11 protein-coding genes are annotated in these 16,836 nt (G+C 65.0%); 3 read left to right on the top strand and 8 right to left on the bottom strand.

All coding sequences use genetic code 11. From position 1 onward, the window contains the following. Window positions 1–6 precede the first annotated feature (6 nt). The 4 genes from XH84_RS18465 to XH84_RS18450 form a co-directional block, all read right to left on the bottom strand. Window positions 7–954, bottom strand: coding sequence for an ABC transporter permease (locus XH84_RS18465; RefSeq protein WP_128922849.1), 948 nt, complete (start codon window positions 952–954; stop codon window positions 7–9). 40 nt (window positions 955–994) lie between these two features. After that, complete coding sequence (locus XH84_RS18460; RefSeq protein WP_128922850.1) at window positions 995–2,593, bottom strand: ABC transporter substrate-binding protein; 1,599 nt, start codon at window positions 2,591–2,593, stop codon at window positions 995–997. A 397-nt stretch (window positions 2,594–2,990) separates the two neighbouring features. After that, a complete protein-coding gene (locus tag XH84_RS18455) occupies window positions 2,991–4,541 on the bottom strand; it encodes an AMP-binding protein (protein ID WP_128922851.1) in 1,551 nt (516 codons plus the stop codon). 13 nt (window positions 4,542–4,554) lie between these two features. After that, on the bottom strand, window positions 4,555–5,709 hold the full coding sequence (locus XH84_RS18450) for an iron-containing alcohol dehydrogenase (protein WP_164936677.1): 1,155 nt from the start codon (window positions 5,707–5,709) through the stop codon (window positions 4,555–4,557). Between the two features lie 471 nt (window positions 5,710–6,180). Between XH84_RS18450 and XH84_RS18445 the strand changes: the two genes are divergently transcribed. The 3 genes from XH84_RS18445 (at window position 6,181) to XH84_RS18435 (ending at window position 11,931) form a co-directional block, all read left to right on the top strand. Beyond that, on the top strand, window positions 6,181–7,386 hold the full coding sequence (locus tag XH84_RS18445) for an efflux RND transporter periplasmic adaptor subunit (RefSeq protein WP_164936678.1): 1,206 nt from the start codon (window positions 6,181–6,183) through the stop codon (window positions 7,384–7,386). Next, window positions 7,383–10,544, top strand: a complete 3,162-nt coding sequence (locus XH84_RS18440) for an efflux RND transporter permease subunit (protein ID WP_128922854.1) — start codon at window positions 7,383–7,385, stop codon at window positions 10,542–10,544. The genes XH84_RS18445 and XH84_RS18440 overlap by 4 nt, the downstream gene beginning before the upstream one ends. A 193-nt stretch (window positions 10,545–10,737) precedes the next feature. Next, window positions 10,738–11,931, top strand: coding sequence for an ABC transporter substrate-binding protein (locus XH84_RS18435; protein ID WP_128922855.1), 1,194 nt, complete (start codon window positions 10,738–10,740; stop codon window positions 11,929–11,931). A gap of 206 nt (window positions 11,932–12,137) precedes the next feature. On the opposite strand, the gene XH84_RS18430 is transcribed toward XH84_RS18435, so the two are convergent. From XH84_RS18430 to XH84_RS18415, 4 genes are read right to left on the bottom strand one after another with little or no spacing between them, the layout of a single operon-like run. Then, on the bottom strand, window positions 12,138–12,527 hold the full coding sequence (locus tag XH84_RS18430) for an MAPEG family protein (RefSeq protein WP_128922856.1): 390 nt from the start codon (window positions 12,525–12,527) through the stop codon (window positions 12,138–12,140). Between the two features lie 26 nt (window positions 12,528–12,553). Beyond that, the gene (locus tag XH84_RS18425) at window positions 12,554–13,636 is read right to left on the bottom strand and encodes a lipocalin-like domain-containing protein (RefSeq protein ID WP_128922857.1); all 1,083 of its coding nucleotides are present in this window, start codon (window positions 13,634–13,636) and stop codon (window positions 12,554–12,556) included. Beyond that, a complete protein-coding gene (locus XH84_RS18420) occupies window positions 13,626–16,088 on the bottom strand; it encodes an ABC transporter permease (protein ID WP_128922858.1) in 2,463 nt (820 codons plus the stop codon). Before XH84_RS18420 ends, XH84_RS18425 begins: the two co-directional genes overlap by 11 nt. Beyond that, on the bottom strand, window positions 16,085–16,738 hold the full coding sequence (locus XH84_RS18415; RefSeq protein WP_128922859.1) for an ABC transporter ATP-binding protein: 654 nt from the start codon (window positions 16,736–16,738) through the stop codon (window positions 16,085–16,087). The genes XH84_RS18420 and XH84_RS18415 overlap by 4 nt, the downstream gene beginning before the upstream one ends. Between the last annotated feature and the right edge of the window lie 98 nt (window positions 16,739–16,836).

Below are 16,836 nucleotides of genomic sequence, written 5' to 3'. Positions count from 1 at the left end.
GCTCTCCTAATCCGTGTACCTGATCCGCGGGTCGAACACCGCGTAGAGCATGTCGACAGTGAAATTCGCGACCACCACGACCACGGCGATGAACATCACGAGGTTCTGCACGATCGGATAGTCGCGCCAGCGGATCGCCTCGACCAGGAAGCGGGCGACGCCGGGGATGTTGAACACCGTCTCGGTGACGATCAGGCCGCCGATCAGGAACGCCGCCTCGATGCCGATCACGGTGATCACAGGCAGAATCGCGTTCTTCAGCGCGTGGTGATAGTTCACGGCGGCGTCGGAGGCCCCCTTGGCGCGCGCAGTGCGGATGTAATCCTGCCGCAGCACCTCCAGCATCGAGGATCGCGTGATGCGCAAGGTCAGCGCCGCGCTGCGGAAGCCGACGGCGGCGGCTGGAACGGCATAGGTTGCGAACGCCTCGAGCCAGGTCTGCGGATTCGGATTGAAGATCGGCATCTGGCCGAACATCGCCACCGACGCGGTCAGGATCAAAAGGCCGAGCCAGAACGAGGGCAACGACAGGCCGCTGAGGCTGACGACGCGCAGGGCGTAGTCCAGCCGTGTGCCCTGCTTCACGGCACTGATGACGCCGAGCGGAATGCCGATCGACGCGGAGAACAGCAGCGCGAGGCCGGCGAGCCGCGCCGTGATCGGGATCCGCGGCAATATCTCCTGCAGCGCCGGCTTCTCGGAGACGTAGGAATAGCCGAGATCACCGCGCAGAAAACCGCTGATCCAGTGCCAATATTGTACGATCAGCGGCTGGTCGATGCCGAGCTCCTTCTCCAGGTTGGCCTTGTCGGCGGGATCGACATAGCCGGCGGCAGCGAACAGGATGTCGACGATATTGCCGGGCACGATGCGCAGCAGAACGAAGATGACGACCGAGATCCCGAACAGGGTCACGAGCATCAGCAACAGGCGTCGCACCAGATAGGCAAACATCCTTCGCCCTCCGCGAGCCGCTAGTCTTCAGCCAGGCGCGTTACTTGTCGAGCCACAGATCCTCGTAGCGAAAGCCGTTATAGGAGCTGTTCGACATGATCGTGACGCCCTTGACATAAGGCTGCCAGCAAGTGCCGGCCCGCGCATGGAAGATGATCGGGCGGGCAACGTCCTCCTGCAGCTTCTTGTCGATATCCCACACCAGCGGCTTGCGCTTGTTGATGTCGATCTCCTGCGATTGCACGTCGAACAGCTTCTCGATCTCCTTGTTGCAATAATTGGTGTAGTTCCGTTCCGAGCCGCAGGAATAGTTCTCGTAGAACGACTGGTCGGGATCGTCGACGGAATTGCCGGTCAGATTGAGGCCGAGCATGTAGTCCTTGCGCGCGACTTTCGGGAACCAGTTCGCGGTTTCCACGACGTCGAGCTCGCCGTCGATATAGATGCTCTTGAGCTGGTCGATCAGGATCACGGCGGGGTCGCGATATTCCGCGAGATTGCGGGTCGAGACCTTCACCGCGAGATGCTTGTCGGGACCGTAGCCCGCCTTCTGCATCAGCTTCTTCGCCTCCTCGCGGTTCGCGTTCACGTTCGGACCGTAGCCCGGAATGGTCTCGAGCTTGTCCTTGGGCATGCCCCAGATGCCTTGAGGCGGGGGCAGCATGGTGCCGCCGATATCGGCCTGACCTTCGAACAGGATGTCGACGAAGGCTTTGCGGTCGAGCGCAAGTGCCACGGCCCGGCGAATATCGATGTTGTCGAATGGCGGGGAGGACGAATTGACGATGATGTTGGTCGAAACGTTGGTCGGCTCCACGACGCAGGTCGCGTTCGGCGCCTGCGACTTGATGTCCTTCAGGAGCGGGATCGTGATGTGCGTCGGGAAGGTCATGTCGAACTTGCCGGCGACGAAGGCGAGGATCGCGGTCGAGCGGTTCGTGATGATCGTGTACTCGATGCCGTCGAGATGGGGCAGGCCCTTCTTCCAATAGTCCGGATTTCGCGTCAGCTTGATCGATTCATTGGCCTTGAACTCGACGAACTTGAACGGTCCGGTCCCGATCGGATGGGTGCGCATGTCCGCCGGAGAGACGTGACAGGGATAGATCGGCGTATAGCCGGACGCGAGCATTGCCAGCAGCGAGGGTTGCGGCCGCTTCAGGTCGAACGAGACCTCGAAATCGCCGCTCGTCGTGATCTCGTTGACTTCGTTGTACCAGGCCTTGCGTGGATTCTGCCGCAGCTTCTGCTGCGATTTGCCCATCAAGAGATCGAAGCTGCATTTGACGTCGGCCGACGTGAACGGCTTGCCGTCGTGCCATTTGACGCCCTGACGCAGCTTGAACGTCAGTTTCTTGTTGTCGCTGCTCCAGGACCAGCTTTCGGCGAGCTCGGGCCTCAGGGTATCAGGACTGTTCTGCGCGATGTGCTGATCATAGATGACGAGATTGTTGAAGACCCCCATGAACGGCACGTTGACCGAATAGGTCGCGCCTTCGAGGATCGAGGCGTTGGCTGGACTGTCGCGGTGATATATCCGCAAGGTTCCGCCCTGCTTGGGCTCGCCGGCAAGCGTGGTGGTTGAGGCCGTCAGCACAGATAGCGCCGCCATTACGGCGAGCGCCCACACGCTCCGCATGCTCATCCTCCCTGGACCTCGGCCTTTTGCAGCCTGTTTGTCGCGACGATAGCACGCAAGCCGAAGGAGGCAACCCCGATAGCGCCGCATGCCGCCTCGACAATTCGGATGACAGAAGGCCGCAGGGGTTCATATCTCACAATGTGAGAGTGCAGGTGCGAAGAGAGAGACGGAACTGAAGTGTCTCGCTGCTTCTCAAGCATCCATCGTCGTCCCGGACAAGCGAAGCGCAGATCCGGGACCCATAACCCCAGGAAGGAGTTTTGCGATGACTCGGAGTTGCCTGCTCGCGCGACAACCACCCCCTGTGGCTATGGATCCCGGGTTCGCGACGTCGTCGCGGCCCGGGACGACACCTTCTGTTTGGCGACGTCTCGCGCTTGAGTGAACAGCCACCTCACACGATTCTCGACGCCTTGTTGCCCCAATACCGGTCCCGCAGCAGGCGCTTGTACAGCTTCCCGGTCGGCAGCCGCGGCAATTCCTTGTCGAAATCGACCGAGCGCGGCACCTTCTGCCGCGACAGCGATTTTGCGCAGAACGCGATCAGCTCTTCGGCGAGCGCCTCGCCGGGCACGACGCCGGGCATCGGCTGCACCACCGCCTTCACCTCTTCGCCGAGATCGGCATTGGGCACGCCGAACACGGCGGCATCGGCGACCTTCGGATGGGTGATCAGGAGGTTTTCGCATTCCTGCGGATAGATGTTCACCCCGCCGGAGATGATCATGAAGGTCGCACGGTCGGTCAGGTACAGGAAGCGGTCTTTGTCGACATAGCCGACATCCCCGACCGTGCTCATGCTGCCGTCGGCCGAGCGCGCCTCCTTGGTCTTCTCCGGATCGTTGAAATATTCGAACGGCGAGGCGGTCTTGAACCAGACCTGGCCCGGCGTGCCGGTCGGGCACTCCCGCATGTTCTCGTCGAGAATGTGGAGGTCGCCGAGCAGCACCTTGCCGACGGTGCCGCGATGGCTAAGCCATTCCTCGCTGTTACAGGCGGTGAAGCCGAGGCCCTCGGTCGCGCCGTAATATTCGTGAATGATGGGTCCCCACCATTTGATCATGTCGTCCTTGACCAAAGCGGGGCAGGGCGCGGCGGCGTGGATCGCGATCTCCAGCGAGGACAGGTCGTAACGCTTGCGGACCTCCTCCGGCAGCTTCAGCATGCGCGAGAACATCGTCGGCACCAGCTGGGTGTGCGTGATGCCCCAGCGCTGGATCAGCTCGAGGTAACGCTCGGGATCGAAGCTCTCCATGATGATTACGGTGCCGCCCATGCGGATCGTGAGGTTCACGGCGGCTTGCGGGGCGGAATGATAGAGCGGGGCCGGCGAGAGGTAGACCATGCCCTCGCGGTAGTGCCAGAGTTTGGTCAGGAAATCGAACAGCGGCAGATTGTGCTTCGGCGGCTCTTCCGGCAGCGGCCGCAGAATGCCTTTCGGCCGCCCGGTCGTGCCGGACGAATAGAGCATGGCCGTGCCGAGCCATTCGTCCGCGATCGGTGTCGTCGGCATGTCCGCGGTCACGTCCGCAAGCCCGACGATGCGCTCGCTCTCGCCCGGGCCATCGGCGACGATGCAGAGCTTGATCTCGGGGCAGGCGTGGATCGCCTCGCGCGCGATGTCGAGCTTCGCCACCGAAGTGATCAGGATCTTCGACTGGCTGTTGACGAGGAGATAAGCGAGCTCGCCCGGTGTCAGGAAGGAGTTGATGCAGGTATAGTACAGCCCGGAGCGTTCGCCCGCGCCGCAGGCCTCCAGGTAGCGCGAATTGTTCTCCATGAAGATCGAGTAATGGTCGAGCCGCCTCAAGCCGCGCTTGCGGAACAGATGCGCCAGGCGGTTGCTGCGCGCCTCCAGCTCGCGATAGGTGACGGCCTCGCCTGTGGCAGCCATGATGAAGGCGGGCTGCAGCGGACGCAGGCGGGCGTGGTGACCAGTGTACATCTATCCTCCGGGATCATGCGGCGAGAAGCAGGATTTCCCGCACGTCGGCAGGACCCTCGATCTTGCGCGGGTTGCGCGGCACCCAGGGCGTGCGCATGGCCTGTTCGGCGATCGTCTCGAAATGCTCCGGCGAGACGCCGACCTCGCTAAGGCTGCACGGCATGCCGAGCGCGCGGATGAAGGCATCGAGCACGTCGGCGGCGTTGCGGCCGGGAAAGCCCATGGCGGCGGCGACGATCATCTGCCGCTCGGCATTGTCGCGCGCATTCCAGCGCATCACCGCCGGCAGCATGATGCAGGAGGTGTAGCCGTGCGGCACATCGAAGGCCGCGCCCAGCACATAGCCGATGCCGTGGCTCGCGCCCATCGGCACGCCGGCGGCGAGCGCGCCCATCGACAGCCAAGTGCCGATCTGAGCATCCATCCGCGCGTCGAGATCGCCAGGGTCCGCCTTCACCCGCGGCAGCGCGTCGGCGAGCATGGCGAGGCCCTTCACCGATTGCGCATCGGCATAGGGATGCGTCTCACGCGAGCAGATCGCCTCGACGCAATGGTCGATGGCGCGGATGCCGGTCGACAGGAACAGCCATTCCGGCGTGTGCACGGTGATGGCAGGATCGAGGATGGTCGCGCGCGGCACGACAAGCGGATGCCGCAACATCTGCTTTACATTTGTGCGGCGGTCGGTGACGCCGGCGATCGCGCTGAACTCGCCGCCGGCGATCGTGGTCGGCACGCTGATCTGCCGCACCGTGGGCGCGGTCATCTCGGGCGCGACGCCCTTGTGGACGCGGATGCGCTCGATGCCGTCGATATCGGTGATGCCGTTGGCGAGGCAAAGCTGTACCGCCTTGGCGCCGTCGGTGATCGAGCCGCCGCCGACGGTGACGATCAGGTCGGCATTCGCTCCGCGCGCCGCATTTGTGGCCGCGATCACGGCCTCGCGCGGCGTATGCGCCGGCATGGCGTCGAACAGGCCGGCGCAGCGGGAGCCCAGCGCCTGCTTGATCTTCTCGATTTCGTCGGTCTGCCGGTTGAGCGTGCCGGAGACCATCAGGAAGGCGCGGCGCGTTCCGAGCCGGTCCATCTGCGCGACAATGGCGCCGGCCGCAGCATGGCCGAACACGACCTCCTCGATCGCGCCGAAAACGACACGTCCCTGGTGCACGCCTGTCCTCCCGGACAATTCGTCTTGTTCTTGTGCGGGCAATCTAGCCGAGCCGCCGGCCGCCGTCATGTGTGAAGGCGCTGGGGGCTCTTCTCCCTCTCCCCGCGTGCGGGGAGAGGGTCGGGTTAGGGGGCTATCCGCGAGGGAGCTGACAGTCGGACTCGCGGAGGCTCCCCCTCACCCGGATCGCATCTTGCGATGCGCTCCGGCCTCTCCCCGCACGCGGGGAGAGGCGAAGGGAGGCACCCTCCCAATTCATGACCTCCGCGAATAATGCCATTCGCGACCCGCCCGCTCATCACTTGGCGCGAGGCTGGCTATCCGGCTGTCAACCCGCCATCCGGCCAGGGCGTTCGTCCGAGCATTGCGCGCACCGCGGCCTTGAAGAGTTCATCTTTGCCACCCATCTTGGGACGCCCGCAGGTAGGGGCGTACCCTGCCTTTTCTGCGGCTTTTGTGCGAGGACCTGGGATGAGCCGACCGGATGGAAGCGAGCCGTTTGTCAAAAAGCACGATTTCGTTCCGGTTCGACTAGGCGCAATCGCCGCGTTTGTCGGCGCGACATTCGCGCTCAGCGGTTGCGGGCAGCCAGCCTCGCAAGGAGCTGCTCCCCCGCCAGCGCCCGTGACCGTCGCCCAACCGGTCAAGCGCACCGTCACCGATTGGGACGAGTACACCGGGCGCTTCGAGGCGGTCGAGGAGGTTCAGGTGCGGCCGCGCGTCGGCGGCTTCGTCAACTCCGTGGAATTCCAGGACGGCGCCATCGTCCATCAGGGCGATCTGCTTTACGTGATCGACCCGCGTCCGTTCGAGGCGGTGGCGACGCAGGCGGAGGGCCAGCTGTCGGATGCCCGGGCCAAGGTGGAGCTCGCCAAGCGCGAGCTCGATCGCGGTTTGAGCCTGGTGCAAACCAGCGCCGTCTCCGAGCAGGTCGTCGATCAGCGGCGTCAGGCCTTGCAGGCGGCCCACGCCGCCGAGATGCAGGCCGATGGCGCGCTGAGGGCCGCCCGGCTCAATATCGAATTCACGCATGTGACGGCGCCGCTGACGGGCCGCGTCAGCCGCCATCTCGTCAGTCCCGGCAATCTCGTGCAGGGCAGCGACAGCGGCACGTCGACATTGCTGACCTCCATCGTCACGCTGGATCCGATCTACGTCTATTTCGACATGGATGAGGCGACTTTCATCAAATATAGCAAGCTGTGGTTCGAAGGGCGGCGCCCGAGTTCGCGCGAGACGGCGAACCCGGTGCAGGTGACGCTCGCCGGCGAGACCAAGCCGTCGCATGAAGGCACCATCAACTTTCTCGATAACCGACTCGATGTCTCGACAGGCACGCTGCGCAGCCGCGCGGTGATCAAGAACACCGATCTGTCGATCCTGCCCGGCCAGTTCGGGCGTGTCAGGCTGATCGGCAGCGCGCCGTATGAGGCGCTGCTGATTCCGGATGCCGCCGTCGCGACCGACCAGTCCCGCAAGATCGTGTTCGTGGTGAAACCCGACGACACCGTAGAGGCGCGTCCTGTGGTGCTCGGGCCGCTGGATGACGGCCTGCGCGTGATCCGCGACGGATTGAAGGCGGAGGACCGCGTCATCGTCAACGGCATCCAGCGCGCCCGCGTCGGCGCCAAGGTCGCCCCGCAGACGGCGCAGGCGCCGGCCGGTGGCAAGTCATGAATCTCGGCCGCCTCTCCATCAATCAGCCCATCCTCGCGATGGTGCTGTCGATCGTGCTCCTGATCGTCGGCGCGCTCGCCTACACCACGCTGCCGGTCTCCGAATATCCGCAAGTGGTGCCGCCGACCGTCGTCGTCACCACGCAATATCCCGGCGCCTCCGCGCAGACCGTGTCCGACACGGTCGCAGCTCCCATCGAGCAGGAGATCAACGGCGTCGAGGACATGCTGTATCTCTACAGCCAGGCGACGTCGAACGGCCAGCTCACCATCACCGTCACTTTCAAGCTCGGCACCGATCTCGACAAGGCCCAGGTGCTGGTGCAGAACCGCGTCGCCATCGCGCAGCCGCGGCTGCCCGAGGAGGTGCAGCGCAACGGCGTCACCACGCGCAAGAACTCGCCCGACATCCTGATGGTCGTGTTCATGCTGTCGCCGGACGACACGTTCGACCAGCTCTACATCTCGAACTACGCACTGCTCCAGGTCCGCGACCAGCTGCTGCGGCTCGACGGCGTCGGCGACATCCAGATCTTTGGCGCACGCGACTATTCGATGCGGTTGTGGCTCGACCCCGACCGGATCGCCAATCTCGGCCTGACCTCGGCCGAAGTGTTGGCCGCGATCCGCGCGCAGAACGTGCAGATTGCGGGCGGCCAGATCGCCGAGCCGCCGATTGCCGACCGCGCCTTCCAACCGAACCTGACCTTTACGGGGCGCCTGAAGGACCAGAAGCAGTTCGAGGACATCCTGATCAAGGCCGGCTCAGACGGCCGCGTCGTGCGGTTGCGCGACGTTGCCCGCATCGAGCTCGGTGCGCTGGCGTACTCCACCAACAGCTTCCTGTTGCGCAAATCCGCGGTCGCCATGCTGGTGACGCAGCGGCCGGGATCGAACGCGCTCGCGACGGCGAAGAACATTAACGACACCATGACGAGGCTCAAGCAGAGCTTCCCGAGAGGCCTCGATTACAACATCGGCTACAACCCGACCGAGTTCATCGCGCAGTCCGTCCACGAGCTGATCAAGACGATCTACGAGGCCATGCTGCTCGTGGTCGTCGTGGTGCTGGTGTTCCTGCAGGGATGGCGGCCCGCGATCATTCCGATCATCGCCATCCCGGTGTCGCTGGTCGGCACCTTCGCGGTGATGGCGGCGCTGGGCTTCTCCATCAACAATCTCACTCTGTTCGGCCTCGTGCTCGCCGTCGGCATCGTGGTCGACGACGCGATTGTGGTCGTGGAGAACGTGGAGCGTCATCTCGAGCACGGCCTGAGCCGGCGCGACGCCGCGCTGAAAACCATGGAGGAGGTCGGCGGCGCGCTGGTCTCGATCGCGCTGGTGCTGTGCGCGGTGTTCGTGCCGACCGCCTTCCTGGGTGGAATATCCGGGCAGTTCTTCCAGCAATTCGCCGTCACCATTGCGGTTGCGACCGCGATCTCCTGCTTCTGCTCGCTGACGCTGTCGCCGGCGCTGGCCTCGCAGATCCTCACCCCGCATGAAGCGAAGCGGCCGCCCGCCGCGTGGAATGCCATCGCGCGGGCGTGGCGCGCCTTCACCGGGGTCTTCAACCGCGTGTTCGACCGGCTGGCGCACGGTTATGCGGGTCTTGCCAATTTCGTGATCCGGCACTCGGTGGTGATGATCCTGATCTACGTCGTGCTGATCGGCAGCGCCGGCTGGCTGATCGGGACAACGCCGCAAGGCTTCATTCCGGCGCAGGATCGCGGCTACGTCATCGTCTCCGTGCAATTGCCGGGTGCGGCCTCGCTGGCGCGCACCACCGAGGTTGTGCGCGAGATCGAGCGGATCGCGTTGGATACGCCGGGCATCGTCCGCGTCGCCGCCTTTGCCGGCTTCTCCGGCGCCACCCGTACGCAAGCCGGTAACGCGGCGGCACTGTTCCCGGTGTTCGACGAGCCCGAGGCGCGGCTGAAGAAGGGGCTGTCCGCTAACGCGATCACCGCGGAGCTGCGCAAGCGTCTCCTGGCGATCCAGGGTGCCTTCATTATCGTCATCCCGCCGCCGGCCGTGCCCGGCATTGGCACCGGCGGCGGCTTTACCATTCGCGTCCAGGATCGCCAGGGGCGCGGACCCGAAATGCTCGCCGCTGCGACCGACGAGCTGGTCGCTGCCGCGCGCAAGGCGCCGACCCTCACCTCGGTGTTCTCGCCGTTCACGGCCAACACGCCGCAGCTCTTCGTCGATATCGACCGCACCAAGGCGCAGAAGCTTGGCGTTCCCATCTCCAACATCAACGAGACGATCCAGAGCTATTTCGGATCGACCTATGTCAACGACTTCAACCTGTTCGGCCGCACCTATCACGTCACCGCGCAGGCCGACTTCCCGTTCCGAAAGGAGCCCAGCGATCTCGCCCGCCTGCGCACGCGCAACGCCTCCGGCGACATGGTGATGCTCGGCAGCGTGGTCGAGTTCAAGGACGTCTCGGGGCCTGACCGCGTCGCGCGCTACAATCTCTATGCCGCGTCCGAGCTCCAGGGCGAGCCGGCGCCGGGCACCAGCTCGACCACCGCGCTCAACACCATCAAGAAGCTGGCGGACGACACCCTGCCGAGCGGCTTCACCTTCGAATGGACGGATCTATCCTATCAGCAGGTCACCGGCGGCAATGCCGGCCTCTACGTATTCCCGATCTGCGTGCTGTTCGTCTATCTCGTGCTCGCTGCGCAATATGGCAGCTGGACGCTGCCGTTTGCGGTGATCCTGATCGTGCCGATGTGCCTGCTTGCCGCCACCATCGGCGTGCGCATCATGGGGCAGGACGTCAACATCCTCACCCAGATCGGCTTCGTCGTGCTGGTGGGACTGGCGGCCAAGAACGCGATCCTGATCGTCGAATTCGCGCGCGACATCGAGAACGAGGGCAGGCCGCGGCTGGAGGCCGTCATCGAGGCCTGCCGCCTGCGCCTGCGGCCGATCCTGATGACCTCCTTCGCCTTCATCCTCGGCGTGCTGCCGCTGGTGATCTCGACCGGCTCAGGCTCGGAGATGCGGCAGGCGGTCGGCGTCGCCGTGTTCTTCGGCATGATCGGCGTCACCCTGTTCGGCCTGTTGTTCACGCCGATCTTCTATGTAGTGGTGCGGAACCTTGCGGAAGGACGCAGGGACAAGAAGCCGGAGGTCGTGGCTTCCTAAGTGCAAGTGATGGCCACCGGCACCTCCCCACCCCTGCCGTCGTCCCGGATCTGCGCGCGCTTGTCCGGGACGACAGCGGAGAATGCAGCGCACACCTCCATACTAACGACCAACGTGAAATGGATGGGCAGGCGCGGGGTTCTTCACTACTATCCGCGCGATTTCAAAACAGAAAACTGCTGGGAGCTAACAGATGAAATCAGCACTTTTGGCCGCCGTCGCAACCTCTGCCCTTATGCTGGCGGCGCCGGCCTCCGCGCAAGGCGTCAAGATCGGCATCCTCAACGACCAGTCCGGCGTCTATGCCGATTACGGCGGCAAATGGTCGGTCGAGGCGGCCAAGATGGCGATCGAGGATTTTGGCGGCGAGGTGCTGGGCCAGAAGATCGAGCTCGTCACCGCGGATCACCAGAACAAGCCTGACCTCGCGACCTCGATCGCGCGGCGCTGGTACGACGTCGAGAACGTCGACATGATCACGGAGCTGACGACGTCCTCGGTCGCGCTCGCGATCCACGAGCTGTCCAAGGAAAAGAAGAAGATCGACATCGTCGTCGGCGCCGCGACCTCGCGGCTGACAGGCGATGCCTGCCAGCCCTACGGCTTCCACTGGGCCTACGACACCCGCGCGCTCGGCGTCGGCACCGGCGGCGCGTTGACGAAAGCCGGCGGCGACACCTGGTTCTTCCTCACCGCGGACTACGCCTTCGGCTACGCGCTGGAGAAGGACACCAGCGAGATCGTCACCGCCAATGGCGGCAAGGTCGTCGGCTCGGTGCGCGTGCCGCTCAACTCCTCGGACTTCTCCTCCTTCCTGCTGCAGGCGCAGAGCTCCAAGGCCAAGATCGTCGGCCTCGCCAATGCCGGCCTCGACACCACAAACTCGATCAAGCAGGCGTCCGAATTCGGCATCGTCTCCGGCGGCCAGAAGCTCGCCGGCCTGTTGATGACGCTTGCCGAAGTGAACGGCCTCGGCCTGCAGGCCGCGCAGGGCCTGGTGCTGACGGAAGGCTATTACTGGGATCTCAACGACCGCACGCGCAATCTCGGGGAGCGCTTCCTCAAGCGCACCGGGCGCATGCCGAGCATGATCCACGCCGGCACATACTCGGCGACGCTAAGCTATCTCAAGGCCGTGAAGGCCGCCGGCACCAAGGATACCGAAGCGGTCGCCAAGAAGCTGAAGGAGCTGCCGGTCGACGACGACTTCGCGCAAGGCGGCAAGGTGCTCGAGAACGGCCGTATGGTCCACGACATGTATCTGTTCGAGGTCAAGAAGCCCGCGGAGTCGAAGAAGCCGTGGGACTATTACAAGCTGCTCGCCACCGTCCCCGGCGACAAGGCGTTCTTCACCGCCAAGGACAGCGGCTGTCCGCTGACGAAGTAAGGGGACGGCGGTTCAACAAACTCAGTGTCGTCCCGGACAAGCGCGCCCAAGCGCGCGCCGATCCGGGACCCATAGCCACAGGCGGACATGGTTACGGGGACTCGGAGTTACTGCTCGCGCTACAACTTCTTTCTGTGGTTATGGGTGCCGGATCTGCGCTTGCGCTTGTCCGGGACGACAGCGAGTGTGTGGTTGCCGCTCGTGCTTCACTTCACCAGCCGCAACATCACCGCTCCCAGCGCCCCCGCCCACAGCGCAATGGCGGCGATGCCCTGGATCGCAAAACCGGGGCCGCGCTTGGCTGCCGCCTTCGAATAGCCCACGAAGTAGACGACGCGCCCGACGATCCAGACTGCGCCGAGTCCGGCCGCAATGGCGTCGCTGATATAGACCGCGAACAGCCAGAGCGCCGGCAGGACAATCGGCATCCATTCCAGCGTGTTCATCTGGACGCGGAAGGCGCGTTCGAAATCCGGATGGCCCGACATCGCGGGCGCCTTGACGCCGGTCTTCGTGCGTGCGCGCGAGACGTTGAGGCTGGTGAAGAAATAAAATGCGATCGCCAGCAGCGTGACGAGGGCGGTGAGGTGATACATTGCGGGTCCCTTCAAACAGACCGCGCTTAATACCCGGTCAGCTCGAGATAGCCAACGCCGTCATGCGTGCCGGCAAAGCTGATCGGTCCTTCCCAATAAGCAAAGCCGGTCCCCATCCAGGCCCTGGGATTGAGCGGCCTGCAGAGGATCGAGAACGATCGCGACGGGATCGCGATCTGCCATTCCACCGGCAGCCTGCGTCCCGCGACCTCCGCCGTCGCCTTCGGAAGCATCTGGATGTCGGCACCTGCGATCATCTGCGTCTCGCCGGCGGCGCTGATCCAATTGCCGAACGGATAGTCCTTGCCGTCCTTCTGCCGCAGCCGGTACAGCATCAGCTTGTCGCCCGACGACAGATGCAGCGACAACCAGTCCCAGCCGGTCTGGTCGGCGTCGAGCGGCTGGCTGCTCCATTCGCGGTCCATCCAGGCCTGGCCCGAGACATCGACCGGCTTGTCGTCGATGGTGAGCGTGCCGCGCGCGCGGTAGAACGGCTGGCTGTAATAATAGGACGCCTGGCCGCGCTCCGATTTGCGGCTGTAGCCGCGATCGCCCTGCAATACGACCGGACGATCGGTCTCCAGCGTCAGCGCGTAGCCGAAATCGGTGCTGGACGCCTTCAGCGTCAGCGGCGCCAAAGCGCGATCGTCGGTACGCTCAACGGCCTTCATCTCCCAATCGTCGATCCAGGCCGCGAACGGCTTGGCCGTGACTCCGGCCTGCCCGATGCCACCGCGTGAAAACACTTCGTTGAAGCGGTGGGTGTCGGCGCGCGTCACCGCGGCATGGGCCATCCACACCTGCTGATTGGCCCAGCCTTCGCCTTGCGGACCCGGCTGCGCCGCCTGCCTGAACAGCGTCCATTGCAGGCCGCAAGCCGCGCCGCTGCCGTCGACGAGGTTGGCCGTGAGGTACCACCACTCGATACGAAACTCCGGATGCGGCCCGTGATCGACCGGAAAGGCGAACGGTTTTCCCGGCGCGACCTTCGCAAAGCCGTCCGCCGTCGCGCCGAGCCCGGCATAGCCCTGCGCGCCGGCGCGGCGTGCGAGCGCCAGCGCAGCGATCCCGCCGGTGAAGGCACGGCGCGACATGCGATCAGCGCTCATTGGCGAACACCTTGACGAGGCTGGCCGGCTGCATCCGCGCCAGCCGCACGACCGGCAGGAGGGCCGCCAGTAACGAGGCCAGTAGCGCCACCGTAACCAGCCCGATCAATTGTGCCGGAAACACATGGAACGGCAACCGCCAGCCGAACGCCTTCACGTTCACGATCGCGATCAGGCACCACGCCACCAGGAGCCCGAGCGGCACCGCGAGCAGCACCGTGAACAGCGCCACCGACAGCGTCTTGGTCAATTCGATCGCGGCAAGACGCGGCCGCGTGATGCCGATCGCCCATAGCGGCGCGAGCTGCGGCAGGCGGGAATTCGCCAGCGTGAGCAGGCTCGTGAACAGCGCGATCCCGGCGACGCCGAGCGTGAAGGCGTTCAGCGCGGAGGTCACCGCAAAGGTGCGGTTGAAGATACGGATCGATTCCGCTTTCACCGTGGCCTGATCGGCGACGCTGCGGTCGTCGAGCGCGAACTGCTTCTGCAGGGCCGCGATCAGGCCGGGAATGTTCTCGTTGGCGACGATCAGGCCGATCCGTGTCTGCGGCGTCTGCGGAAACTGCCGGATCAGCGCAGCGACGTTCACGGTCAGCTGCCCCTTGGGATTGCCGTAATCGGCATAGATGCCGACGATGTCGAACTCCCAGCTTCCGCTAGGTGCCGGCACTTCGACGACGTCGCCGATGCGCACATTCAGGCGGCGGCTGAGCTGCTCGCTGATGAAGGCGGCGTTGCCGGGCACCAGCCGGGACCAGGCGCGCGGCGCGGCCTCAAGCAGCGGCCAGCGCTCACGATAGAGCGCGTGATCGGGCAGGCCGAGCAGCTCGACCGGTTGGCCCTGAACCTGCACCTCGGCGCGGCCGCCCGGCAGGATCGCCTGCACGTCGCTGCGCTGCTTCAGCCAGTTCCGAATCGCGACGCCTTGGGCATTGTCGGAGGCGCTGATGTAGACGTCGGCGGCGAGCCGGCCGTTGAGCCAGCCGATGAAGGTGCGGCTGAACGTCTCCACCATGGTGGAGACGCCGACATTGACGGCGAGCGCCAGCAGCAGGGCCATCAGCGCCAGCGACAATCCGGAGAGTTGTTGCCGGCTGTCCGCCCAGAACCACAGTGCAAGCGGTCTTCGCGCGCTACGCTGGCCTGCGAGCAGGAGAAGTTCGAGGAAGGCCGGCAGGATCAGCGCCGCGCCGAGCATCAGGGCCGCCAGCACGCCAAAGCCCGCAATCAGCGATTCGCCATAGCGAAGCAGCAACAGCGCGACCGCGAACACGACGCAGGCCGCACAGCTCTGCAGGGCCAGCCAGCGGCGCTGCCGCTGCTGCCAGGCGCGCGGCTGCGCGGTCGCCAGCACCGGCATCCTGACCGCCTTGATCAGGCTGGTCGTCGCCGCGACGAGCGCGCCCGCAACGCTGATGCCGATGCCGGCGAGCCACCATTCAGGCCGCAGGGAGAGTTGCCCCGGAATCTGCGCGCCATAGAGCCCGCGCAGCGACGCCGCGACGTCGGGCAGCAGCACCGCCGCGATGAAATAGCCGCAGACCAGTCCGATCAGACCGGCGACCAGCGCCAGCGCCACCAGCTCGACCACCAGCACGGTGTTGACGAGCCGCGCAGAGGCGCCGCAGGCGCGCAGCGTCCGCAGCATCGGCAGCCGCTGCTCGAAGGCGAGGCCGACGGCCGAATTGACGATGAAGAGACCGACGAAGAACGACAACAGGCCGAACGCCGTGAGGTTGAGATGGAAGCTGTCGGTCAGGCGCTCCAGCTCGGTCTCCGCCGTCGGCTCGATCAGTTGCAATTGGTCGCCGACAATGCTTGCGAGCGGCGCAGGCTTGCTCTTCGGCCGGCCGATCAGCAGCCGCGACACCTGATCCGGCTTGTTTAGGAGGCGCTGCGCCACGCCGATATCGACCACCAGCACGTTGGGCACCAGCTGCGGCAGCACGTGCAGCGGCGGCAGCTTTGCGCCGCTGCTGATCGGCGGCGCCGCGCCTTCCGTTTCCTGCAAGTCGCTCAGCGTTTCCCGCGCCACCAATGTCTGGCCCGGCGGTGCAATAAAGCTGCTCAAATCCGCAGCACCGAGGCGCGGTGCGTTGCCGACGTCGACCGGCAGCGTGACCGGCTCGATCCCGAGCAGCCGCACCGAGCGGCCGTTGATCTGGACCCGGCCCTCCAGCGCCGGCGACACCGGCCAGCCGGCGCGGCGGAGTTTTATGAACAAGTTTTGGGGAAAGGTCGCTGCATGGGGCGCGACCAGCATCGCCGTGCGGCTGCCGCCGAACGTTGCCGCGACGCGGTCATAGGCGGTGCGGGCCTGCTGGTTGATGGCCTGCACGCCGCTCCACAGCGCGGTCGCCGCGATCAGCCCGACCAGAAGCGTCGCGAACTGCATCTTGTGACGCCGCCAATGGCTGAGCAGCACCGCGAGGATCCAGAGCGCGCGCCTCATGCGATCCGTCCCGCATGCAAGGTGAGGTGACGGTCGAGCGCGCCGGCCAGATGCAGGCTGTGCGTCACCATCAGGAAGCCGCATCCGGTGCGCGCGACGAGATCGCGCGTCAGCGCCAGCACGTCCTCGGCGGTGTCTTCATCCAGATTGCCGGTCGGCTCGTCCGCCAGCAGCAGTGAGGGTTTTGTTGCCAGCGCCCGGCCGATCGCGACGCGTTGCTGCTGGCCGCCGGACAATTGCTCGGGATAGCGCTTCAGAAGTGATCCGAGCCCGAGACGTTCGACCAGCTCTTTGGTCCAGGTCGCATCGTGACGATCGGCGATCCGCGCCTGGAAGACCAGATTGTCCGCGACCGACAGGCTCGGGATCAGGTTGAACTGCTGAAAAACCAGGCCGATCCGGTCGCGTCGCAAGGCCGCGCGCCCTGCATCGGAGAGCTTGGTGACCTCGGTGTCCTCCAGCCGGATCGTGCCGCCATCGGCGGCGTCTAACCCCGCGATCAGGTGCAGCAACGTGCTCTTGCCGCTGCCGGACTCGCCGGTCAGCGCGACGCGCTCGCCGGCCCTCAGGTCGAGATCGACGCCCCGCAGCACATGGACCGGTTCGCCGGCCGAGGAGAAGGTCTTGGAAAGATTTCGAATGCTCAGCACGATGAATGGCGCCGGACGGAATTAACGGACTTGTTGCGTAGCACACCTGCTGCGGAAATGCCGGGTTGCGTTGGTCTCGAAGCCGTTGTTAGCTCCCA

It is taken from the genome of Bradyrhizobium nanningense (assembly GCF_004114535.1).
GTDB classification, from domain to species: Bacteria; Pseudomonadota; Alphaproteobacteria; order Rhizobiales; family Xanthobacteraceae; genus Bradyrhizobium; species Bradyrhizobium nanningense.
This window is presented reverse-complemented; position numbering and strand designations above follow the sequence as displayed.